Genomic DNA, 20,706 nt, shown 5'->3' with positions numbered 1-20,706 from the left:
GACTTTAGTCCCAAATCTACGGATTCGGGCTTCGAACGGGAAAATGAAGATTTGTAGCACAATTTTAGGTACGAATCGCCGCCAGGAAACGAAGGCTGGACGGCGAATCTCTGACCACGTGAACCAGAGCGCTTCGGAACGCAGGCTCAAAGCCGAGTTAGACGCCCTTGCAAAGCCTGTCAAGGGTATCGTGGGCTACAGCCTCTATCACACGCGGCAAAATCACCGCATCGCGCTCAACGGCGACGAGATCTTCCCCACGGCCAGCACGATAAAGGTCGCAGTCATGGGCAAAGCGTTCGAGGAGGTGACATCGGGTCGGCTCGGCTACCTGGATAAACTCGCCATCGCGCCGGACGATCGGCGCGGCGGCGCTGGCTTCCTGCAGTTCTATAAGGACGACGCCAAGCCGGAGATCAAGGAACTGATCCACCTGATGATCACGGTCAGCGACAATACGGCGACCATCATGCTGGCCAAGAAACTCGGCGTTGTAGCGATCAACGAATGGCTTTCCAGGCTGAATCTGAAGGACACCCGGCTCTTGTCGGCTATCCCGCCCGAAGAGAAAGAACTCCTTGCATTGCGAGAAAAATGGGGGATGGGCATGGCAACGCCGAACGAAATGGTCGCCTTGCTCGACGCCATCCGCACGAACAAGGCGGGCACCGTCGCCGCCTGCGAAGCGATGATCCGCATCCTTACCCATCAATATTTCGACGATCTGATCGCCGCACAGTCGCCGCCCTGGGTGCCGGTCGCCAGCAAGAGCGGCTCTATCGATGCTTCGCGCTCCGACATCGCGATCGTCTTCTCTCCCAGCGGGCCTTACATTCTCGCTGTCTATGCGAAGGAGATAGAAGATCGCCGCTGGAGCAAAGAAAACGAAAGCCAAAAGATGATCAAGGCCATCGCCCGCAAGGTGTACCAACATTATCATCCGCGCGAAAAGTGGTCGCCTCCGCCCGGGCACGACGCACTATGAGACTGCTGGTCGCGCTCGTCGCCCTGTTCGCCGTGGCCCATGCGCAAGAAACGCGATTGATCGTATGGGGCTTGTCTTTGGGAGAAGAACAACAAGGACTGGCAGCCCAGATCAAAGAGTTCGAACGGCGCAATCCCGACATCAAGGTGCAATTGCTGTCGATGGGCGCTGGCAGGATGAACCCGCAAAAACTGATGACGGCCATTGTGGGCAAAGCGCCCCCCGATGTCATCTTTCAAGACCGCTTCACCATCGGCGACTGGGCCTCTCGCTCGGCCTTCCGCGCTTTGGACGACCTGATCGAGCGGGACAAGCATCTTAAAGAGGGCGTGCGGCAAGACGATTACTATCCGGCCTGTTGGAACGAGGCGGTCTACAAAGGCAAGGTGTACGCAGTGCCGGCGGGCACAGACGACCGCGCGCTCCTCTACAATCGCGCGATCTTCCGAGAGGTCGGCCTTGATCCCGATCGACCGCCCCGCACCTGGGACGAGTTGCTGGAATACGGCAAGAAACTGACTAAGCGCAACAAGAACGGCCAGTTGGAACGCATCGGCTTCATCCCCAACTTTGGCAACTCTTGGCTCTATCTCTATTCGTGGCAGAACGAGGGCGAGTTCATGTCGCCCGATGGCCGCACCTGCACGATCAACAATCCGCAGACACGAGAGGCGCTCGAGTTTATGGTGCGCGTTTACAAGGAGCTCGGCGGCATCAACGAGATCGACAAGTTTCAGTCAGGCTTCCTTGGACGCGAGCAAGACCCCTTCTTTGTGGGCAAAGTCGCGATGAAAATCGATGGGGATTGGGTGCTCAACGGTATCGCCCGCTATGCTCCCGATCTTGACTTTGCCGCAGCCCCGCCCCCAGTGCCGACGGATCGCTATCATCAGCGCGGACGCTTTGCCGGCAAGGACCGCTTCATCACGTGGAACGGCGGCTTTTCCTACGCCATTCCGGCCGGCTCGCGAAATGTAGAGGCCGCTTGGAAGTTTGTCAAATGGATGGCGGGCGTCGAGAGCGCCCTGATCAGCTCGGAGGCTCAGGCAGCCTACTACCGGACGAAAGGGCGCATGTACGTGCCTCGATTTTCGGCCAATATGCGCGTCAACGAGGCTGTATACGCCCAGTATATGCCCAAGGATCCAAAGTTTCGACAGGTCGTGCAGACCTATATCGATCTGCTCCCTGTCGCGCGATTCAGACCGGTTACGTTCGTGGGGCAGCGGCTTTGGGACGAGCATGTCCGCGCTTTCGACCAAGCTGTGCACTTGGTCAAGTCTCCGGAAGCGGCGCTTGCCGAGTCGCAGTCGAAAGTTCAGCGCGAGTTGGACAAAGTCTACAGCCGCGAAAGCAACCCGATAATCGAGTGGCGCCCGGTCTTGATCTCGCTTGGTTTACTCGGCCTCTTTCTGACGGCCTATCTAGTGTCAAGGTGGCGGTCGCATCGCTTGCCGCGCATGGCCAAACAGGAGGCCTACTACGGCTATGCGTTCGTCTCGCCTTGGCTGATCGGTTTTTTGGCCTTTACCGCCGGGCCGATGATCGCGTCGCTCATGCTCAGTTTTTGCGATTACGACGTGCTTCATCCCGCTCGGTGGGTCGGTCTGAACAACTATGCGCTGCTGCTGACCGAGGACTACGAGTTTTTGTCGAAAGCCTTTTACAACGCCTTTTACTTAGCGGTGATCGGCATTCCGCTCAATATGGCGACCGGATTGGCGATCGCGATGCTGCTGAATACGGGCGTTAGCGGGATGACGGGCTATCGGACGGCCTACTATATGCCGGCCATCGTGCCGACCATTGCTGCTGCGGTGCTCTGGGGTTGGGCGCTGAGCGGCGATCCGAGCCGGGGGCTGATCAATGCGGCGTGGCAAGCGACCCTGACGGAGTGGTTCGGTTGGACGCCTCCCGGCTGGTTCAGCGTGCCCGAATGGGCCAAGCCCGGCCTGATCGTGATGGGGCTTTGGGGCGCAGGCGGCGGCATGATACTCTGGCTGGCCGGTCTTCAGGGCATCCCGCAACACCTATACGAAGCCGCCGAGATCGACGGCGCCAGCAAGGCCGAAGTGTTTCGCCGCATCACACTGCCCATGCTGTCGCCTTACGTCTTTTTCAACCTGATCATGGGCACCATCGGCGCGCTGCAGGAGTTCGACCGTATCTACGTCTTGGGAGGCGGTCAGGGCGGCTCCGGTCCGGTCGATAGCATGCTGGTGCCCGTGATGTACTTGTTCAGCAACGCCTTTACCTATTTTAAGATGGGCTATGCTTCGGCGTTGGCCTGGATCATCTTTGCCATTATCCTTGCGCTGACGCTGATACAGTTCAAACTCGCCCCGCGTTGGGTGCATTACGAAGCGGAGAAGAGAGGTTAGCCATGTGCGGCCGATTTGCCCTATGCGCCACCGCGAACGAACTGGCCAGACAGTTCCGTCTGGACTTAGCCTTCGAGATCGAGCCTCGATACAATATCTCTCCCGCCGAGCCCGTGCTCGCAGTCCGCATCAATGACGCCAAGCAGCGCGAACTGACCCATCTGGTTTGGGGGCTGATTCCCTTTTGGGCAAAGGATCCGACGATTGGATACAAAATGTTTAATGCCCGATCTGAGACGGCATGGGAGAAGCCCTCGTTTAAGGGCGCGATGCGGCATAAGCGCTGTCTGATTCCCGCCTCTGGATTCTACGAATGGAAGAAAGAAGGTTCCAAGAAACAGCCGTATCTCATTTCGATGACTGACTCCCCACTGATGGGCTTGGGCGGGCTTTACGACCGATGGCATTCGCCGGACGGCTCGCTGATCGAGAGTTGCGCGATCCTGACCATGGAGCCGAACGAACTGGTCGCACAAGCGCACGACCGAATGCCGGTCATCATTCACCCGGACGACTATGACGCATGGCTGAGCCCTGATCTGCAACGGGCAAACGAGGTGGACCGCCTGATCGGCGCCCCGCCGCCCGAGAGGATGAGGATGGTTCCTCGCGATCCGCGCGATACTGGAACAGGAACAGAGAATTGATCGTCAAAAAACAGGTTAGAATATTACCAAACCGAGGAGGATGAACCAAATGCGGAAGATCGGACTGCTTTTGAGCGCGTTTGTAACGGCGGCTGGCTTCGGGCAAGGCTGGCAGTTGATAGAACGCATCGATTCGAAGGCTCTTATGGCCGATGCTGTTTCAAACCCCTTTGAGAAGCCGATTATCAACTGGACCGGCGCGCGAGTGCAGGATTCTCGCCTTTATTATCACGAGATTGCGACCAACTACGCTTATGAAGGCGGCAGCGCCATCGTCTTGGACGACGTGCTGATCAACCAGTCGATGGATCCATCCGGCGTTGGCCGATTTCGAATCAGTCAGGTGGATATCGGGATTTATTTTCCGAATCCGGGCTTTTACACGATTCAGGGCTTCTATGCGCCGGCCACGGGCGACTTTCCGCCCGAGCCGATCGGGGAGCCGCAGACGTTTAATGGAAGCAATCGAGGGCCCCACGTGCTCTATGTGCCTCAATCGGGCGTCTGGCGCTTGCGCACGAACACCATGTCCAACGTCTTCACCGTACAGTGCGGAAGAATCGAGGACGACTACTTCAGTTGCTATTTGGGCGTGCAAGTTACCTCGCCTGGCGCCTGGGCGACGGCTCAAGGCGATGCGAACCTGGATTACTTCGTGCAGTGGAACGGTACGCAGTACGACGCATACTATTTTGGGGCCATTCATGCGGGATTCTTCTTTAGCCTTTATGGCGCGCCCGATTTGCCGGCTACTCAGATCTCGGGGCGGCTGACTCTAGAGGGCTATCAGGCCTCCTATCAAAACCGCCAGGCCGTTGTCACCATCAAGCAAGGCGCAACAACGGAAAACCACACCGTAACGCTGGCCGCCGACGGAAGTTACACGCTTTCGACCCAGATCAATGGCGCGGTGTTGGTCAGCACAAAGATGGGTTCTGGGCTGCGAAGGACGGTCGGCGCAAGCCTTTCGGGCGGAACGCTGAACATCGATTTTCCGCTTGTCAACGGCGATTCGGTCGACGACAACCTCATCGACGACACCGATCTGTCGCGCATTCTAACCCGATTTGGCACCAACAACGTTGACGCCGACATAACGGGCAACGGCGTGGTCGACGACTTGGATTTGGCGATCGTGCTGTCGAACTTTGGCAAGGCGGGAGACAGCATCTAAGGGCTACTTCGAAATCTTGAGCACCTTGTAACGGGCGCGTCCGTGCGGCAGTTTAACGTCCACGGAATCGCCCTTTTTTCTACCCATCAGCGCCTCGCCGAGCGGCGCCAGGTAGGAGATCCGTCCCTTTAGCGGGTCCGCCTCTGCAGCGCCGACCACCTGCACTTTCTGCTTCTTGTTGGTCTCCGCGTCTTGGATCTCGACCAAACAGCCCACGCTTACATGGTCGGTCGGCACGTCGGACGGTTTCACCACGGTGGCCCGAGCCAGAATGGCCTTTACGTCGTGTATCCGGGACTCAAGCATCGCTTGCTGGCTCTTGAGGCTCTCGAACTCGGCCTCGTCGCCTGTTTCGCCATGTTCTTTATACTCTCGAAACTGATCGGCCACTCGATGTCTTTCAACGGTGGTCAGTTGCTTTAGTTCCGCTTCTAATGCTCGATAGCCTTCTTCTGTCAGATAGAGTTTGGGGTCGTCTTTCATAGGAGTCTCCGGCAGTCAGCCAGGAACGAATGGTCAGATACTATACCCTATTGCCGACGCGGCTACTTCTTGGCTCCGATCGCGCTCTTTCCGGCCTTGGTCTTGATGACCTCGCCTTTGTATCGGATGCCCTTGCCTTTATAAGCGTCCGGCGGGCGGATGGCTCGGATGTCGGCGGCTTGCTGACCGACGCGCTGCTTGTCGATGCCGCGCACCAGTATTAGACCGTTCTTGGACTGAGGGTCCTGCGCCAGCTCAAAGGAAATGCCCTCCATAGGCGGCACCTTGACCAAGTGCGAGAAGCCGATCTGCAGCACCAGCGTCGGGCCCTCCATCGAGGCGCGATAGCCGACGCCAACGATCTCGAGCGCCTTTTCGAAGCCCTCGCTAACGCCTTGAACCATGTTGTTGATAAGCGTGCGCTGTAAGCCGTGCTGGCATCGATTATTGCGCTCGTCGTCTTGCCGCTTGACATGAAGCGTACCGTTCTGCTGCTCGAGGGTGATCGTTTCGGGCAAGTCGTGGCTCAGTTGCCCTTTTGGCCCCTTGACGGTTACAGCAAGGCCATCGACCTTGATCTCTACGCCGTTCGGCACTGTTATGGGCGCTTTGCCTATTCTTGACATGGTCTTTTTCTCCTAATTCGTCTTTCGGCCTACCAGAGGATGCAGACAACCTCGCCGCCTATGTTTCGCTTGCGGCACTCGCGGTCTGGCATAAGGCCTTGCGAGGTCGATACGATCGCGCTACCCAAGCCGCGCCGAACGGGTCTAAGCCCTTTTACATCTCGATAGATCCGGCGTCCGGGTTTGCTCACTCGTTCGATGTGAGCGATGGCGCAATCGCCGTTCTTGCCGTATTGCAGCGCGATCTGCAAGATTGGAAACTGCTTGCTGCGATCCACGTTGACGGCTCGCACAAAGCCTTCCTCTTTCAGTACGTTCGCCAAACGCTCTTTTGCCGCGCTATGCGGCATGCTGACGCTGGGCATTTCGGCCCGCGCCGCGTTTCGCAGTCGGGTGAGCATATCGGCTATAGGGTCAGTCATCATTTCTTTTGCGCTCCTTACCAGCTCGACTTCTTGACGCCGGGCAACAGGCCCCTGTGCGCCATTTCGCGCAGGCAGATTCGGCAAAGGCTAAAGAAACGAATGTAGCCGTGCCGCCGCCCGCAAACGTTGCACCGGTTGACCTTGCGGGTCGAATACTTTGGCTTTAGTCGAGCTTTGACAATCCACGTGGTTTTGGCCATTTATCGTCCTCTCTGTTCCTCTAATGATCCTGTTGCGCTTCGCGCTCTTTTTTGGCTTTCTCGATCAGCGGGGCCGCGACATTGTGCGGCATTTCGGTGTAGCCCGCAAGCTTAGTCTTAAATCGCCCGCGCCCACGAGTGATCGATCTCAGTTCGAGCGCATATTTTAGCATCTCGGCCATTGGCACAATGGCGCGAACCGTTTGCCTTCCCTTACCGGCCGGCTCCATGCCAAGGATGCGGCCCCTGCGACCGTTCATATCGCCCATCACGTCGCCAGTGTACGCGTCGGGCACGCTGATTTCCACTTCCAACTCCGGCTCTAACATCACAACGCCCGTTTTCTCGCTGGCAGCCTTGAGCGCCATGTTGCCCGCCATCCTAAATGCAGCGTCAGACGAGTCGACGTCGTGATAGGAGCCGTCGTATACGACCGCCTTAAAGTCGACCAAAGGATAGCCTGCGATAAGGCCTTTTTCGGCTGTTTCTCGGATGCCCTTTTCGATCGAAGGTATGTAGTTCTTCGGTATCGCGCCACCGACGATCTTCTCGCCAAACTCGATGCCCGATCCGCGCGGCAAGGCCTCTAGCTCGATCCAACAGTCGCCGTATTGGCCGCGACCGCCGCTCTGACGCTTGAACTTGCCTTGCGCTTTGGCCGAGCCGACCACGGTCTCGCGAAACGGGATGCGGAACTCCTCAGACACCACCTCGGCGCTGAACTTGCGCTTCAGCTTCTCCATCACGATATCGAGATGCAAATCGCCCATGCCTAGGAGCAGCGTCTGATGCGTTTCGGGGTCGCGGCGCACGTGCAGCGTCGGGTCCTCTTCGTGCAGGCGCGCCAAGGCCGGGCCCATTTTGTCTTCGTCGGCCTTTGATTTGGCGGCGATGGCGACCTGATAGATCGGATCGGGAAAGTGGACTGGCTCTAAGGTCAACGGTTTCGCCTTGTCGCCCAGCGTGTCGCCCGTGCTGGTTTCCTGTAGCTTGGCCGTTGCGGCAATGTCGCCCGCCGGTATCCCGGGCGTTGCGACTTGGTTCTTGCCTCGAATATAGTAGACTTGGCCGATGCGCTCGTCGCGCTCCTTGCGCGAGTTGTAGACCGTCGAATCGCCGTGGAAAGTGCCCGAGAAAACGCGGAAGTAGGTCAGCTTGCCGACGTAAGGATCGGCGGTCGTTTTGAAGACGAACGCGCAGAGAGGGCCATTGGGATCGGGCGCTAATTCGACCTCTTGGCCGTTCTTGTCTTTAGCCACGATAGCCCGATGGTGCGTGGGCGACGGGGCGAATTCGATGATGGTCTCCAGCAACCGTCGTGTGCCGATGCCTTGGCCGGCCGACCCGACCATCAGCGGAACCAGCGTTCCGGCGTTGATGCCCATCTGTAGACCGTGCAGAATTTCGTCCTCGGTCAGCGTAATGCCGTCCAAATACTTAGCGGCCAGATCGTCCTCCGATTCGGCGGCGGCCTCGATCAATGCGTCGCGCGCGTTGGTCGCTTCTGCAACTAATTCTGCCGGGATTTCGGTCGCCACGCCCTCTTTGTCATGACCGACGTAAGCCTTCATGTGGAGCAAATCGACCACGCCTTTGAAACCGGTCTGAGCGCCAACGGGAATCTGGATCGGTACGATCCTCCGACCGTAGAGGCTTTGCAGGGTGGCGAGCAATCCCGGATAGTCGGCATTGTCGCGCTCCATCTTGTTGACGAACACAAAGCGCGGCAAGCCTTGCTCCTCGCACTGCTCCCAAGCGTTCTCAAACCCAACGTCCAAGTCGGCCTGAGCGGGCGCAACGATGATCGCCGAATCGACCACGCGCAAAGCGCCATACATGTCGCCGATAAAGTCTGGAAACCCCGGCACATCGATCAAGTTGACCTTGTTCCCTTCCCACTCGACCGGCAGGACCGAAACGCTCAAACTGATCTTGCGTTTGACTTCTTCCTGATCGAAGTCCGAAACGGTGGTTCCCGCCTCTACCGAGCCTATTCTGTCCGTGGCTCCGGATAGATGCAAGATGTGCTCGGCAAGGGTCGTCTTTCCCGAGCCGCCATGGCCGACCAGCGCTACGTTTCGGATGTTGTCGATAGGATAAGGTTTCATTTATCGCTCTCTGAAGGGCATTCCCAGTTGTTTTAGCAGCGCGTAAGCCATCTCGTCGGTGCGCGCCGAGGTACAGATCGTGATGTCCATGCCTCGCGCTCGGTCGATTTCGTCGTATACGATCTCGGGGAAGATGATCTGCTCCTTAACCCCTAGAGAGTAGTTGCCCCGGCCGTCGAACGACTTGGGCGAGACGCCGTTGAAGTCGCGTATGCGCGGCAGCACGATGTTGATCAGCTTCTCCAAAAAGACGTACATTCGGTCGCCTCGCAGCGTTACTTTGCAACCGATCTTGTAGTTTTCGCGAATCTTGAAGTTCGAGATTGGCTTCTTGGCAACCGTTACGACCGGCTTTTGAGCCGAGATGATGGTCATCTCGCGCACGGCGTTGTCCAGTTGCTTGGAGTCTTTTTCGCCCTCGCCGACGCCCATGTTCAGCACGACTTTGGTCAGTTTCGGGATCTCCATCGGGTTAGCCAGGTTGAACTGTTTGGCCAGCTCTGGCGCGATCTCGGTGGCGTATCGCTTTTTTAACTGGGTTTCGAAGCCCGCCTGCGCGCGCCCCTCTGCGACCGCGGCGCCCTTCTGCTTTTTCTCTTGCGTTTCTTTCTTTGCCATTCTTTATCGCCTCGATTACGACTCCGCGTCCAATATCTGACCGGCCTTTGAAACGCGCACCAGTTTGCCCTCGGCGTTTCGGGCTCGGCGCACTCTCGTCGGTTTGCCCGTATCCTTATCCACCACCATCAGGTTGCTGGCGTGCAGCGGCGCGGGCATCTGAAAGCGTCCGAACTCCTGAGCGCCTTTGGCCGTCGGAACTTTCTTCTTGTGCTTGGTTACCATGTTCACGCCTTCGACGACGACGCGATTGACGGTCGGCAGAACGCGCAGCACTTTGCCCTGTTTGCCTTTGTCTTTGCCAGCGATGACCGTTACGGTATCGCCGCGCTTGATCTTCATTCTTAACGGCTTGCTCAGTTTCTTGATCATTGTCAAAGCACCTCGGGAGCGAGCGAGACGATTCGCATGAAGTTCCTCTCGCGCAGCTCTCTTGCGACGGGGCCGAAGATGCGAGTGCCTCTCGGCTCTAAGGCCGGGTTGATCAGCACGCAGGCGTTGTCGTCAAACCGCAAACTGGTGCCGTCGGGCCGCTTGATGACGTGCTTGGTCCTTACGATGACGGCCTTGACCACTTCGCCCTTCTTCACCGGCATATTAGGCGCGGCATCCTTGACCGCCGCCACGATGATGTCGCCCACGCCGCCATATCGGGCGTTGGAGCCCTTCATAACGCGGATGACTAACACCTCGCGAGCGCCGGAATTGTCCGCCACGCGCAACCGGGAATATTGCTGTACCATTGTCGTTCACCTAGCCTTTCTTACTTTGCCTTCTCGATAACGGCCCGCACGCGCCACCTCTTGTGGCGGCTCATGGGCCTCGTCTCAACTATTTCGACCAGATCGCCCACATGGCAATCGTTGTTTTCGCTGTGCGCTTGATACTTGGTGGATCGGCGCACGGTTTTGTGATAGATGGGGTGTCGCATCGTCCGCTCGATCAGCACGACGACCGTTTTGTCCATCTTGTCGCTGACGACGCGACCGATGCGGGTCTTTTTCTTGCCCGCGTACTCGCCAGCCTCTTCTAGGGTTCGAGTTTCCTTTTCGCTCATTTCCTCTTTTCCTTACGCCTGCTCGCGCTGCTTCTCGTTAATGACGGTCATGATCCGCGCGATGTCCTTTTTGGCATAGTTCAGACTGGCCGTATCCTTCATCTGCATCAGGCTCACCTGTACGCGCAAACGATAGAGCGCCTTTTTCTTGTCCTCTAACTCTTCCAAGAGGTCGTTGTAAGCCATCGATCGGTAGTCTTTAGCTTTCGTCGCTCTCATCCTTGACCTCCTTTGCAGCATGGGCGCTGACATCCAGCCGTCCCACAATCTTTGTCTTGATCGGAAGCTTATGACAGGCTCGACGCAACGCTTCCATCGCGTCCGCTTCGGGAACGCCGGCCAATTCCAAGATGATCCGGCCGCGCTTGACCACGGCCACCCAACCCTCCACGCTGCCCTTTCCAGACCCCATTCGCGTCTCTGCGGCCCGCTTGGTGTAAGGTTTGTCGGGAAAGATGCGAAACGTGATCTTTCCGCCTCGGCGCAGATGTCGAACGATGGCGACGCGCGCCGCCTCCATCTGACGGTTCGTCAGCCAGCATGGCTCGAGCGCCTGAATGCCCCACTGCCCGAAATGGACTTCGGTAGCGCCTTTGGCGACGCCTTTCATGCGTCCTCGGTGGTGCTTTCTATGCTTTAGTCTCTTTGGCATTAACATATCGTTCTGGCCTCTTGCTTATTCGCTGCTGGGTTCACTAACTGGCGTTGGCTCCGCTACTGGCTCGGGCATCGGAGCGGTCTCGGTTACGGGCGCTTCTTCTGCCGGAGCCGCGGTTGCCCCTCGCCGGGGTCTTGGCGCGCCGCCTTCCGCCTTCGTCCGGCCGCCCGCGCTTCGCTTGGGCGCTCTCGTTCTTTCTGTTCTTCGGTTTTCGTCCACGTCGCTCACGCCGCGAAGCGCCTCGTGGAATCCTCGCGTTCGGGGCACTTCTCCTTTATAGACCCAGACCTTGACACCGACGGTGCCAAAAATCGTGTACGCGATCGCTTGGCCAAAGTCGATGTCGGCCCTAAGGGTGTGAAGCGGAACGCGGCCGTTGCGGTCCCATTCGCGCCTTGCGATCTCTGCGCCGTTCAGTCGTCCGGCAACGGCGACTCGGATGCCCTTTACGTTATTGCGCTGCGCTCGGGTCATGGTCTGTCGAATGGCTCGTCGATGGGAAATTCGTTTTTCGAGCTGCGTGGCAATGTTCTCCGCTAAGAGTTGGGCGTCGGTTTCTGGCTGTCGCACGTCTTGAATATCGACTTGAACCCGAGTCTCCGGGCTGTTGGGCTTGACGATACGGGCGATCATCTGGGTGATCTCTTCGATGCCTTTGCCGCCTCGACCGATCAGTTGGCCGGGCCGTTGAGCGTACACGATCACCTTCAGCGCCGCAACCGCGCGCTCGATCTCGATGCGCGACACGCCCGAACTGTAGTACTTGGTCTTGATCGCCTTGCGTATAGTGTAATCCTCATAGACGTTTGCGCCGTACTGCTTCTTGGGGGCGAACCAGCGGCTGTCCCAGTCTCTCGTGATGCCGACCCGGAAGCCGACCGGATGAATTTTCTGTCCCATAGCTTAGCGTCCCCCCGCTTCGTCTACGTAGAGCGTGATGTGGCTGGAGCGCTTAAGGATGCGGAACGCCCGACCGCGATCTTTCGGTTGAATGCGCTTCATCACCAGGCCTTCGTCGACGAAGGCCCGTGAAACAAAGAGGCGGTCGGGGTCAAGATTGTGAGTGTTGGCGGCATTGGCGGCCGCCGATTCCAGCACTTTGGCCGTTAGGCGCGCGGCTTTGTTGGGCAGGCTGGCCAGGATGGCGCGAGCCTCGTCCACCGGCTTGCCCCTTACCAGGTCGACCACGAGCCTTGCTTTGGTCGCCGGTATCTTCACATTCTTTGCCGTTGCTCTCACTGACATCTCGTTGCTCCTCGTTTGATCTCTTGGTTACCTAACCCGGCTGGTTCTTTCGCTTCCGCCCGGGTGGCTGCGAAACGTTCGGGTGGGCACAAACTCGCCTAACTTGTGCCCGATCATCTGTTCTGAAACATAAACCGGCACATGCTTGCGCCCGTCGTGCACGTTGAACGTATGCCCGATCATTTCCGGCACGATCGTGCTGCGTCTGGACCAAGTCTTGATCGGCCGTTTGTCGTTGCTGGCGTTCATCGATCGAACGCGGTCCATCAGCTTTTCATCGACGAAAGGCCCTTTTTTCAGTGAGCGTCCCATCTTGCCTCCAGATTACTTCTCGCGCCTTCTAACGATAAACTTGTCGGTGCGCTTGTTCTTGCGCGTTTTGACGCCCATGGCAGGCTTGCCCCACGGCGTCTTGGGATGCTTCATTCCGACGCCCGTCTTGCCCTCTCCGCCGCCGTGCGGATGGTCTCTGGGGGTCATGGCCGATCCGCGAACCTTGGGCTTGCGGCCCTTCCATCGGCTCTTACCGGCCTTGCCCCACGATTCGTTCTCATGATCCACATTGCCTACCTGCCCGATCGAGGCTCGGCACTGTAGGTGAACTAAGCGGTTCTCGCCGCTGGGCAGGCGAATCTGCGCGTAGTTGCCTTCCTTTGCCACAATCTGAGCAGACGACCCTGCGCTCCGAACGATCTGACCGCCCTTGCCGACCGTCAATTCGATATTGTGAACGACCGTGCCGACCGGGATGTTGCGCAACGGCAGCGCATTGCCCGGCTTGATGTCTGCCTCCGTCGAACTGACCACTGTGTCGCCCTGCGACAGACCGACCGGCGCTAAGATGTACCGTTTTTCGCCGTCTGCATAGTGGATCAGCGCAATGCGGGACGAGCGGTTCGGATCGTACTCGATCTCGGCGACCTTGCCCGGCACGTTCTCCTTATTGCGCTTAAAATCGATGATCCGATAGAGCCTCTTGTGCCCGCCGCCGCGGTTTCGTGCGGTTTTGCGGCCTTGATTGTTTCGGCCCCCGGTCTTCCTGAGGCCGATGGTCAGGCTCTTTTCGGGCTCGTCGGTCGTGATATCCTCGAACGAAGAGGTTATCATAAACCTTCGGCCCGGCGATGTCGGTTTCCACTGTTTGGTCGGCATTTTCTATTCTCCGTCAGGCTATTGCGTCGCGTCCGAGATCTGTTGTCCGGGCGCCAAGCGCACAACGGCTTTCTTCCAGTTCGATGTGCGTCCCATCCTGCGTTGAGAGGCCAGTCGCTTTGGACGCCCCTTGACCCACAGGGTCTGCACCTTGACAACCTGCACCTTGTAGACTTGTCGCACCGCGTTCGCGATGTCGATCTTCGTGGCGTCGGAGGCGACCTCGAATGCATACTGGTTGTGATCCGCGGTCTGATTGGTGCCCTTTTCGGTGATCAGCGGGCGAATAAGCACGTCGCTCAGGGCTTTCATTTCGACCAGACCTCCTCGGTGTTCTTGAGCGCCTGCTCCGTCGCGATAATGCGCTCTGCGTCCAACACATCGATCAAAGAAAAAGCCGGCGCCGTCCTCACGACGACTCCCGGCAGATTCCTGAAAGACTTCAGCAAGACAGCGTCTGGGCTTTCGATCAAGACGAGGGTTTTTTGACCTCCGGCGCCCATTGTTGTTAAGAACTCGGCCGCGGCTTTGGTCTTGATCTCGGTGATCGGGATGTTTTTAACCGCGACGACGCTGCCATCGGCGATGCGCGCCGAAAGGGCGCTCTGCAATGCCAGTCGCTTCTCCTTCTTGTTCACGTCTTGCGCGTAGCTTCGCGGATGGGGCCCATGAGCGATACCGCCGTGCCTAAAGATTGGAGAGCGGAACGAGCCGTGCCGCGCGCGGCCGGTATGCTTTTGCTTCCAAGGCTTCTTGCCGCCGCCAGCGACCTCGGCGCGAGTCAGCGTATCGTGCGACCCTACTCGGGCATTGTTGCGCTCGGCCACCATTTTGCGATGCATGACGGCCACGTTTGGTTCGAGGCCAAAAAGCTTATCGTCCAGTTTGAGATTGCCGCTCTCTTTACCGTCCGCTCCGTGCAGTTTTATCGTTGGCATGGTCCTTATGCTCCGTTCTCTCTCTCTAACTCGTTTAGTCTCGCCGCGCCTTCCAAAGGTAGACGATACCGTTGTTGCCGCCCGGCGCAGCGCCCTTGATCAAGACCAGATTGCGCTCGGCGTCCACTCGAACCACCGTTACAGAAGGCTGAGTGGTCGTCTCGGCGCCCATTCGGCCTGGCATGTTGTGGTTTTTCATAACTCTTTGAGGCCCCGTCGCGCCGCTCGATAGAGGTCGGCGGTGGGTCATCGAGCCATGAGTCATCGGTCCGCCGTGGTGATGATATCGCTTCACGACGCCTGCAAAGCCTTTGCCCTTGCTCGTGCCTGTAACTTTGATCACGTCGCCCGGCTGGAACACATCTTCGGCCCGAATCTGCTGCCCTAGCTCCAACTCTGCGCCTAGGGTCGGAAACTCGGCCAACTTTCGCACCGGCTTGTCCTTCAGACCAGCCTTCTCCAGGTGCCCGGCCTTCGGCTTGGTCAGCCGATTCTTCTTCATCGCGCCAAAGCCGAGTTGAACGGCCGAGTAGCCGTCGCGCTCTGCCGTGCGAAGCTGGGTGACGAAGCACGGACCAACCTCGATGACCGTAACCGGCACATAGCGCCCCGCTTCATCGAAGATTTGCGTCATCCCTAACTTTCGTCCTATCAGTCCGCCTATCATAGGTCTCTCCGTTAAAGTTTGATCTCGATATCGACGCCGCTTGGAAGATCGAGCCTCATCAGCGCGTCGATGGTGCGGTTGGTCGGTTCTACAATGTCGATCAATCGCTTGTGGGTGCGCACTTCGAAGTGCTCCATCCCGATCTTGTCGATGTGCGGGCCTCGGATCACGCAGAAGCGTCGAATGTCGGTCGGCAACGGCACCGGACCTTTGATTCGGGCGCCGCTCCGAACAACCTGATCGACGATGCGCTTGACCGATTCGTCGAGCACTCGAAAGTCGTACGCCCTGAGTCTGATTCTGATTTTGTCGCGCTTCATATGCTTCCTCGTTGCCTTCCTTGGGACTTAGCGGCCAACCGGTTGCAGGGTCGCGTTCCTTTCGGTAACGGCCTGCGCCACGTGCGGCGGCGCCTCCTCATAGTGGGATGGGTGCAGCACATAGGTCGCCCGACCCTGCGAGAGCGACCGAACGGCGGTGGCATAGCCAAACATCTCTGCGAGCGGCACAACGGCTTTTATGATCTGTATGTTGCCCGGACCGGGCTCGATGCCCTCGATTCGAGCTCGTCGGGCGTTCAAGTCTCCCATGACGTCGCCTACATTCGTCTCGGGCGCGGTGACTTCAAGCGCCATGTAAGGCTCTAAGAGAACCGGATTAGCGCGCTGAGCAGCCGCTTTGAGACCCATCGAACCGGCGATCTTGAAGGCCATTTCGCTCGAGTCCACATCGTGATACGATCCGTCGAGCAGGGTTACGACCACGTCGACCATCGGGTAGCCTGCAACGACTCCGGTCTCCAAAGCTTCCTTGATGCCCGCCTCGATCGGGTTAAAGAACTCTCTCGGGATTGCGCCGCCGACGACCTTGTTATGAAACTTGTACCCGGCGCCCGGCTCGTTGGGTTCGACCTGCAGGACGACATGGCCGTATTGGCCCTTGCCGCCGGACTGTCGAACGAACTTGCCTTCCGCCTTGGCCAGAGTCCGGATCGTCTCTTTGTACGCGACTTGGGGCCGGCCCTGGTTGGCCAATACGCTGAACTCGCGCTGAAGTCGGTCGAGAATGATCTCCAGGTGCAGCTCGCCCATGCCCGAGATGAGAGTCTGCCCGGTCTCGTGATCGGTAGAAAGTCGGAAAGTCGGGTCTTCTGCGGCAAGTCTCTGAAGGGCGTTGGTCAGTTTGTCCTGGTCGGATTTGGTTTTCGGCTCGATTGCGATGGAAATGACGGGTTCGGGGAATTGCGGCGGCTCCAACAGCATCGGATGACTTTCAGGGCAGAGCGTATCGCCCGTGGTCGTCGAGGTAAAGCCGATAACGCCGACGATGTCGCCGGCGTTCGCTTCCTCCAAATCTTCGCGACGATTGGCGTGCATTTGCAGGATGCGCGCCACGCGCTCGCGCTCGTTCTTGGTCGCGTTATAGATGTAGGAGCCTTTCTTGATCACGCCCGAATAGACGCGAATATAGGTCAGCTTGCCGACGAACGGATCGGTCTGTATCTTAAAGGCCAGCGCGCAGGCCGGCTCGTCGTCCGCGGGACGTCGAACCACTTCTTCCCCGGTCTTGGGATGAACGCCTTTGACTTCCTCGACATCTAATGGAGACGGAAGGTAATCGATGACCGCGTCGAGCAGAGGCTGAACGCCTTTGTTCTTAAAACTGGAGCCGCAGACGACAGGCACAATCTTAAGTTCGCATGTGCCCTTGCGCAAGCATCGCTTGATCTCTTCAACGGTCAGTTCCGCGCCTTCAAGGTACTTCTCCATGACCGCGTCGTCCATTTCGGCGCAGGCCTCGAGCATCTTGTCGCGCCACTCGCTTGCCAGGCCCGCCATATCCGCCGGGATGTCGGTCTCGTCAATCTGGTTGCCTTGATCGTCGCGATAGAAAAACGCTCGCATCGTGATCAGGTCGATAATGCCCGCAAACTCGCTCTCCGCGCCTATCGGGAGTTGAATCGGCACCGCGCGCGAGCCCAGGCGGTCGACGATCCGCTCGACGACCTTGTAGAAGTCGGCGCCGAGCCGGTCCATCTTGTTGACGTAGCACATGCGAGGCACTTTGTAGCGATTCGCCTGGCGCCAAACCGTTTCGGACTGGGGCTGAACGCCGCCCACCGCGCAGAAAATGGCGACGGCGCCGTCCAGCACGCGCATCGATCGTTCGACCTCGACCGTAAAGTCCACGTGGCCGGGAGTATCGATGATGTTGATTCGGTGGCCGTTCCAATCGCAGGTCGTCGCGGCCGAAGTGATCGTGATCCCGCGCTCTTGCTCCTGCTCCATCCAGTCCATGGTGGCAGAGCCGTCGTGCACCTCTCCGACTCGGTGGATTCGCCCGGTGTAGTAGAGGATCCGCTCAGTAGTGGTCGTTTTGCCCGCATCGATATGCGCGGCAATCCCAATGTTCCTGACTTTCTCTAACGGAGCGGTTCTTGGCATGATCGGTTCCTAATGATTACCACCGGTAATGAGCGAAGGCGCGATTGGCCTCGGCCATTTTGTGGGTGTCTTCCCTCTTCTTGTAGGCGGCGCCGGTCTTATTGAATGCGTCCAAAAGCTCCTGCGCTAATCGGCTGGCCGCCGTGCGACCTGACTTTTTCTTTTGAACGGACGCAGCCAGCCAGCGCATGGCGAGCGCGCGCTTTCGGCTGGGCGTCACTTCGATCGGCACTTGGTACGTCTGGCCGCCGACGCGCCTGGGTCGAACCTCGACCTGGGGGGAGATATTGGCCATTGCGGTGTCAAAAACCTCGATAGCGGGCTTGCCGGCCTTCTCTTCCACCATGCTCAGCGCGGTATAGACCATGCGCTCCGCGACGCTTTTCTTTCCGCCGCGCATAACGCGATTGATGAAGCGCGCCAACATCTCGCTGTTGTGCACTGGGTCGGGCAGTACTTGTCTCTTCGGGATCTGTCCTTTTCTCGCCATAAATCGCCTCTTACTTGGGCCTCTTGGAGCCGTACTTGGATCGCCCCTGCCGTCGTCGATCCTGATCGCGCGTGGTCGATTGATTTTCTACGCCAGAACAATCGAGCGTGCCTCGAACAATGTGGTAGCGGACGCCGGGAAGGTCTTTCACTCTTCCGCCTCGAACCAGAACGACGGAGTGCTCTTGAAGATTATGTCCAATGCCGGGGATATAGGCGGTTACCTCGGTGCCGTTGGTCAATCTCACGCGAGCGACTTTGCGCAATGCCGAGTTTGGCTTCTTGGGCGTCATCGTCCGCACGATGGTGCAGACGCCGCGCTTTTGCGGGTTGTTGCGAAGCGCCGGCGACTTTGACTTCACCGGTTTCGGCTTTCTCTTTTTGCGCACCAGTTGATTGATGGTCGGCATTCGATTCTCCTTGCGACTGATAACAAAAAACCCCTCGCTGCATCGGCGGCGGAGGGGCGCGATTTGCTCTGGAGCGCTTCAGGGTTATCCCTTATCGAGCCTGTTTCGGCTCGCGTTCCGCCTCCTCCAACCTTGACCCCTTCCGGGCATTTTTTGTCTTGGCATCGGGTTGTGTATGCTATTACGGCCCCAGCTGCCCAACGCTCCGCGCTTGCGCACGGACGGCGCCGACCGGCAAAGCCGATCAGCGAAACGGAATTATGAACGATGCTTGGCAGAAAAGTCAAGAGCGCCGGGGAGATTTGCCAAACTTCATTCTTCCTCAAGCCCCAGTTTGATCAAACCCAACAGGCGGGCGGCTGGCACGCCGTCCACAGCCCGATGGTCGAACGAGAGGCTGAGAGGCACGGTGAAAGCCGCGACGACCTGCCCATCGAGCACGATGGGACGCTGCTTTCGTGCCCCAACGCCAAGAATGAACGTCTGGCCAGGCGTGATGATGGGGGTGAACCCATCGATGCCAAACGCTCCGAGATTGGAAACCGTTATCGCGGCCGGTTGGGTATCGTTTGGACCTAGTTTGTTCTGCCTGGCGAGTTCCGCCAGTCGTTTGATCTCCGACTCGACCTTGATGGTTTCCGATCTGTGCGGCTCGACAAGGCTCGCAACGGCCAGACCGTCGTCCAATGCGACCGCCAGGCCGACGTTGACCTCGTCGAACGGCACAATGCCCTGCCCGCTCCATCGGACGTTTATCTCGGGCATTTGCGCCAACGCCCTTCCGCAGGCTTGTGCGATCCGAGCTAACACGCCCGTCTCATTCGGCATTACTGCCTCGGCGAACAAGGTAACGTGGGGCGCCTCTCGCCAGCTTCTGCTGACAGCCTCTGCCGTCTGCCTTCGCCAGTAGCTCCCAATGGCTCCCTGCAATCCCTCTACTTGCGACGCCCGAATTACGCCACCATCGGAAACTTCGACCGTCCTCAGGTCGATGCCTTTCTCGGCAGCCACCGTCCGCGCTCTGGGAGAAGCTAATCTCCGATCGATTGTCTCTTCAATCGGTTCGTCCGCTGTATCGGTCAGGATGGCGATCGGCGCGCCGACCGGAACGGTTGTCTCAAGCGGAACCAGCACCTTTCGTAAATATCCCTGCTCGGTCGAATCGACCTCGATGTTGGTCTTGTCGGTAAGAACTTCAAAGAGCAGATCGCCCTTCTCTACTCGGTCGCCGATCTGCTTGAACCACTTGACGATGACGCCTTCTTCCATCGTCTGGCCCATCATCGGGAGCGTTACAACCCTTTGCATATCGGCGATTATACCGACCGCCATGTAGAATATCCTCGTGGAAAGCTGGGTCCGGCGAGCGATAGACTTAGCCCGAAACAGGCAGTATGCCGAGGCTTTGCCCTATTTAGAGACCGCCTTTCAGCGGCATCCTTACGACTTCCAAGTGGCCATGCACCTTGGGCTGGCATTGGCGGCGCTGGGCGAGACGGTGCGAGCGGAACAGGCCTTTCGTCAAGCGGCCCACATCCACCCGACCGATTCGCTGGCGCATTATAATCTGGGCTGCGCGCTTCACCAGCAGAGCAAATATTTGGAGGCTATCGCGGCATACGAGACGGCGCTCAAGTACGATCCTTCGCTCGTCGTCGCTCAAACCGCCGCGGCTAATCTTCGCCCGCATGTCGGCCAGCCGGCCCAAGGTCAATCCGTCGCATCGGTGATACCGGCGACCAGCCTCCGTCAGCAAGGCGGTTGCGTCGAAGCCGCCTTTGCCATGCTCTTGGGCTCGATAGGCTGTTGCGCAGGCGCGACGCCGGCTGGTATCGGCGCTTTGTTAGCGATGTACGCGATTCTGAAAGGCGCCCGATTCTGGGGCGTTGTGGCTCTCTTGAGTTGCCTGTTCGCCATCGGTATCCAGCTTTTTGCCCGCAATGCGATCGACGAGGCGATCCGCCAGGCCGAGATCGAAGCCATCCGCAGAAGATAAAGC

At 58.4% G+C, this 20,706-nt stretch carries 28 protein-coding genes; 5 read left to right on the top strand and 23 right to left on the bottom strand.

Going from position 1 to position 20,706, the window contains the following annotated elements; all coding sequences use genetic code 11:
• Positions 1-118 precede the first annotated feature (118 nt).
• Genes HUU60_08940 through HUU60_08925 form a run of 4 tightly spaced genes read left to right on the top strand, consistent with a single transcriptional unit; the run spans position 119 to position 5,187 of the window.
• The gene (locus HUU60_08940; protein NUL82832.1) at positions 119-985 is read left to right on the top strand and encodes a serine hydrolase; all 867 of its coding nucleotides are present in this window, start codon (positions 119-121) and stop codon (positions 983-985) included.
• On the top strand, positions 982-3,366 hold the full coding sequence (locus HUU60_08935) for an extracellular solute-binding protein (protein ID NUL82831.1): 2,385 nt from the start codon (positions 982-984) through the stop codon (positions 3,364-3,366). The genes HUU60_08940 and HUU60_08935 overlap by 4 nt, the downstream gene beginning before the upstream one ends.
• Before the next feature lie 2 nt (positions 3,367-3,368).
• Positions 3,369-4,013, top strand: a complete 645-nt coding sequence (locus tag HUU60_08930; protein ID NUL82830.1) for an SOS response-associated peptidase — start codon at positions 3,369-3,371, stop codon at positions 4,011-4,013.
• A gap of 49 nt (positions 4,014-4,062) precedes the next feature.
• Positions 4,063-5,187, top strand: coding sequence for a hypothetical protein (locus HUU60_08925; GenBank protein ID NUL82829.1), 1,125 nt, complete (start codon positions 4,063-4,065; stop codon positions 5,185-5,187).
• A 3-nt stretch (positions 5,188-5,190) separates the two neighbouring features.
• Here HUU60_08925 and greA read toward each other — a convergent pair whose 3' ends face one another.
• The 23 genes from greA to HUU60_08810 all read right to left on the bottom strand — a co-directional run bounded on the left by greA (position 5,191) and on the right by HUU60_08810 (position 20,039).
• A complete protein-coding gene (gene greA, locus HUU60_08920; GenBank protein NUL82828.1) occupies positions 5,191-5,670 on the bottom strand; it encodes a transcription elongation factor GreA in 480 nt (159 codons plus the stop codon).
• Between the two features lie 62 nt (positions 5,671-5,732).
• Positions 5,733-6,296, bottom strand: a complete 564-nt coding sequence (gene rplF, locus HUU60_08915) for a 50S ribosomal protein L6 (protein NUL82827.1) — start codon at positions 6,294-6,296, stop codon at positions 5,733-5,735.
• A gap of 29 nt (positions 6,297-6,325) precedes the next feature.
• On the bottom strand, positions 6,326-6,721 hold the full coding sequence (rpsH, locus tag HUU60_08910; GenBank protein NUL82826.1) for a 30S ribosomal protein S8: 396 nt from the start codon (positions 6,719-6,721) through the stop codon (positions 6,326-6,328).
• A gap of 14 nt (positions 6,722-6,735) precedes the next feature.
• Positions 6,736-6,921 (bottom strand): type Z 30S ribosomal protein S14, encoded by a 186-nt coding sequence (locus tag HUU60_08905; protein NUL82825.1) that lies wholly within the window; start codon positions 6,919-6,921, stop codon positions 6,736-6,738.
• A gap of 20 nt (positions 6,922-6,941) precedes the next feature.
• The gene (gene fusA, locus HUU60_08900) at positions 6,942-9,029 is read right to left on the bottom strand and encodes an elongation factor G (protein NUL82824.1); all 2,088 of its coding nucleotides are present in this window, start codon (positions 9,027-9,029) and stop codon (positions 6,942-6,944) included.
• Positions 9,030-9,647, bottom strand: a complete 618-nt coding sequence (gene rplE, locus HUU60_08895) for a 50S ribosomal protein L5 (protein NUL82823.1) — start codon at positions 9,645-9,647, stop codon at positions 9,030-9,032.
• A 15-nt stretch (positions 9,648-9,662) separates the two neighbouring features.
• Entirely contained in the window at positions 9,663-9,989 is a 327-nt protein-coding gene (gene rplX / locus HUU60_08890) for a 50S ribosomal protein L24 (protein ID NUL82822.1), read from the bottom strand.
• Between the two features lie 32 nt (positions 9,990-10,021).
• Complete coding sequence (rplN, locus tag HUU60_08885; protein NUL82821.1) at positions 10,022-10,390, bottom strand: 50S ribosomal protein L14; 369 nt, start codon at positions 10,388-10,390, stop codon at positions 10,022-10,024.
• A 20-nt stretch (positions 10,391-10,410) separates the two neighbouring features.
• Positions 10,411-10,704: a 30S ribosomal protein S17 gene (rpsQ, locus tag HUU60_08880; protein ID NUL82820.1), complete on the bottom strand. Its 294-nt coding sequence runs from the start codon at positions 10,702-10,704 to the stop codon at positions 10,411-10,413.
• Between the two features lie 12 nt (positions 10,705-10,716).
• Positions 10,717-10,923 carry a 50S ribosomal protein L29 gene (gene rpmC, locus HUU60_08875; GenBank protein ID NUL82819.1) on the bottom strand — a complete coding sequence of 69 codons (207 nt, stop codon included), beginning with the start codon at positions 10,921-10,923 and terminating at the stop codon, positions 10,717-10,719.
• A complete protein-coding gene (gene rplP / locus HUU60_08870) occupies positions 10,904-11,362 on the bottom strand; it encodes a 50S ribosomal protein L16 (GenBank protein ID NUL82818.1) in 459 nt (152 codons plus the stop codon). Before rplP ends, rpmC begins: the two co-directional genes overlap by 20 nt.
• An 18-nt stretch (positions 11,363-11,380) precedes the next feature.
• Positions 11,381-12,262 (bottom strand): 30S ribosomal protein S3, encoded by an 882-nt coding sequence (gene rpsC / locus HUU60_08865; protein ID NUL82817.1) that lies wholly within the window; start codon positions 12,260-12,262, stop codon positions 11,381-11,383.
• 3 nt (positions 12,263-12,265) lie between these two features.
• The gene (rplV, locus tag HUU60_08860; protein ID NUL82816.1) at positions 12,266-12,607 is read right to left on the bottom strand and encodes a 50S ribosomal protein L22; all 342 of its coding nucleotides are present in this window, start codon (positions 12,605-12,607) and stop codon (positions 12,266-12,268) included.
• Between the two features lie 27 nt (positions 12,608-12,634).
• Positions 12,635-12,919, bottom strand: coding sequence for a 30S ribosomal protein S19 (rpsS, locus tag HUU60_08855; protein NUL82815.1), 285 nt, complete (start codon positions 12,917-12,919; stop codon positions 12,635-12,637).
• Positions 12,920-12,931: 12 nt separating this feature from the next.
• Entirely contained in the window at positions 12,932-13,759 is an 828-nt protein-coding gene (gene rplB / locus HUU60_08850) for a 50S ribosomal protein L2 (protein ID NUL82814.1), read from the bottom strand.
• Positions 13,760-13,777: 18 nt separating this feature from the next.
• Complete coding sequence (rplW, locus tag HUU60_08845) at positions 13,778-14,071, bottom strand: 50S ribosomal protein L23 (GenBank protein NUL82813.1); 294 nt, start codon at positions 14,069-14,071, stop codon at positions 13,778-13,780.
• A complete protein-coding gene (gene rplD / locus HUU60_08840; GenBank protein ID NUL82812.1) occupies positions 14,068-14,697 on the bottom strand; it encodes a 50S ribosomal protein L4 in 630 nt (209 codons plus the stop codon). Before rplD ends, rplW begins: the two co-directional genes overlap by 4 nt.
• A 34-nt stretch (positions 14,698-14,731) precedes the next feature.
• A complete protein-coding gene (rplC, locus tag HUU60_08835) occupies positions 14,732-15,364 on the bottom strand; it encodes a 50S ribosomal protein L3 (GenBank protein ID NUL82811.1) in 633 nt (210 codons plus the stop codon).
• A gap of 11 nt (positions 15,365-15,375) precedes the next feature.
• Positions 15,376-15,684, bottom strand: a complete 309-nt coding sequence (gene rpsJ / locus HUU60_08830; protein NUL82810.1) for a 30S ribosomal protein S10 — start codon at positions 15,682-15,684, stop codon at positions 15,376-15,378.
• 27 nt (positions 15,685-15,711) lie between these two features.
• A complete protein-coding gene (gene fusA / locus HUU60_08825) occupies positions 15,712-17,808 on the bottom strand; it encodes an elongation factor G (protein NUL82809.1) in 2,097 nt (698 codons plus the stop codon).
• A gap of 16 nt (positions 17,809-17,824) precedes the next feature.
• Positions 17,825-18,298: a 30S ribosomal protein S7 gene (gene rpsG / locus HUU60_08820; GenBank protein ID NUL82808.1), complete on the bottom strand. Its 474-nt coding sequence runs from the start codon at positions 18,296-18,298 to the stop codon at positions 17,825-17,827.
• Positions 18,299-18,308: 10 nt separating this feature from the next.
• On the bottom strand, positions 18,309-18,707 hold the full coding sequence (locus HUU60_08815) for a 30S ribosomal protein S12 (protein ID NUL82807.1): 399 nt from the start codon (positions 18,705-18,707) through the stop codon (positions 18,309-18,311).
• 312 nt (positions 18,708-19,019) lie between these two features.
• A complete protein-coding gene (locus HUU60_08810; protein ID NUL82806.1) occupies positions 19,020-20,039 on the bottom strand; it encodes a 2-oxo acid dehydrogenase subunit E2 in 1,020 nt (339 codons plus the stop codon).
• Between the two features lie 13 nt (positions 20,040-20,052).
• Here HUU60_08810 and HUU60_08805 point away from each other — a divergent pair, with 13 nt between their 5' ends.
• Complete coding sequence (locus tag HUU60_08805; protein ID NUL82805.1) at positions 20,053-20,703, top strand: tetratricopeptide repeat protein; 651 nt, start codon at positions 20,053-20,055, stop codon at positions 20,701-20,703.
• Positions 20,704-20,706: the final 3 nt, after the last annotated feature.

This window comes from Armatimonadota bacterium, from assembly GCA_013359125.1.
In the GTDB taxonomy this organism is placed as follows: domain Bacteria; phylum Armatimonadota; class Fimbriimonadia; order Fimbriimonadales; family GBS-DC; genus JABWCR01.
This window is presented reverse-complemented; position numbering and strand designations above follow the sequence as displayed.

Coding starts and splice junctions, on each gene's coding strand:
- HUU60_08935 (NUL82831.1), top strand. CDS start 982: ATGAGACTGCTGGTCGCGCTCGTCGCCCTGTTCGCCGTGGCCCATGCG.
- HUU60_08930 (NUL82830.1), top strand. CDS start 3,369: ATGTGCGGCCGATTTGCCCTATGCGCCACCGCGAACGAACTGGCCAGA.
- HUU60_08925 (NUL82829.1), top strand. CDS start 4,063: ATGCGGAAGATCGGACTGCTTTTGAGCGCGTTTGTAACGGCGGCTGGC.
- greA (NUL82828.1), bottom strand. CDS start 5,670: ATGAAAGACGACCCCAAACTCTATCTGACAGAAGAAGGCTATCGAGCA.
- rplF (NUL82827.1), bottom strand. CDS start 6,296: ATGTCAAGAATAGGCAAAGCGCCCATAACAGTGCCGAACGGCGTAGAG.
- rpsH (NUL82826.1), bottom strand. CDS start 6,721: ATGATGACTGACCCTATAGCCGATATGCTCACCCGACTGCGAAACGCG.
- HUU60_08905 (NUL82825.1), bottom strand. CDS start 6,921: ATGGCCAAAACCACGTGGATTGTCAAAGCTCGACTAAAGCCAAAGTAT.
- fusA (NUL82824.1), bottom strand. CDS start 9,029: ATGAAACCTTATCCTATCGACAACATCCGAAACGTAGCGCTGGTCGGC.
- rplE (NUL82823.1), bottom strand. CDS start 9,647: ATGGCAAAGAAAGAAACGCAAGAGAAAAAGCAGAAGGGCGCCGCGGTC.
- rplX (NUL82822.1), bottom strand. CDS start 9,989: ATGAAGATCAAGCGCGGCGATACCGTAACGGTCATCGCTGGCAAAGAC.
- rplN (NUL82821.1), bottom strand. CDS start 10,390: ATGGTACAGCAATATTCCCGGTTGCGCGTGGCGGACAATTCCGGCGCT.
- rpsQ (NUL82820.1), bottom strand. CDS start 10,704: ATGAGCGAAAAGGAAACTCGAACCCTAGAAGAGGCTGGCGAGTACGCG.
- rpmC (NUL82819.1), bottom strand. CDS start 10,923: ATGAGAGCGACGAAAGCTAAAGACTACCGATCGATGGCTTACAACGAC.
- rplP (NUL82818.1), bottom strand. CDS start 11,362: ATGTTAATGCCAAAGAGACTAAAGCATAGAAAGCACCACCGAGGACGC.
- rpsC (NUL82817.1), bottom strand. CDS start 12,262: ATGGGACAGAAAATTCATCCGGTCGGCTTCCGGGTCGGCATCACGAGA.
- rplV (NUL82816.1), bottom strand. CDS start 12,607: ATGTCAGTGAGAGCAACGGCAAAGAATGTGAAGATACCGGCGACCAAA.
- rpsS (NUL82815.1), bottom strand. CDS start 12,919: ATGGGACGCTCACTGAAAAAAGGGCCTTTCGTCGATGAAAAGCTGATG.
- rplB (NUL82814.1), bottom strand. CDS start 13,759: ATGCCGACCAAACAGTGGAAACCGACATCGCCGGGCCGAAGGTTTATG.
- rplW (NUL82813.1), bottom strand. CDS start 14,071: ATGAAAGCCCTGAGCGACGTGCTTATTCGCCCGCTGATCACCGAAAAG.
- rplD (NUL82812.1), bottom strand. CDS start 14,697: ATGCCAACGATAAAACTGCACGGAGCGGACGGTAAAGAGAGCGGCAAT.
- rplC (NUL82811.1), bottom strand. CDS start 15,364: ATGATAGGCGGACTGATAGGACGAAAGTTAGGGATGACGCAAATCTTC.
- rpsJ (NUL82810.1), bottom strand. CDS start 15,684: ATGAAGCGCGACAAAATCAGAATCAGACTCAGGGCGTACGACTTTCGA.
- fusA (NUL82809.1), bottom strand. CDS start 17,808: ATGCCAAGAACCGCTCCGTTAGAGAAAGTCAGGAACATTGGGATTGCC.
- rpsG (NUL82808.1), bottom strand. CDS start 18,298: ATGGCGAGAAAAGGACAGATCCCGAAGAGACAAGTACTGCCCGACCCA.
- HUU60_08815 (NUL82807.1), bottom strand. CDS start 18,707: ATGCCGACCATCAATCAACTGGTGCGCAAAAAGAGAAAGCCGAAACCG.
- HUU60_08810 (NUL82806.1), bottom strand. CDS start 20,039: ATGGCGGTCGGTATAATCGCCGATATGCAAAGGGTTGTAACGCTCCCG.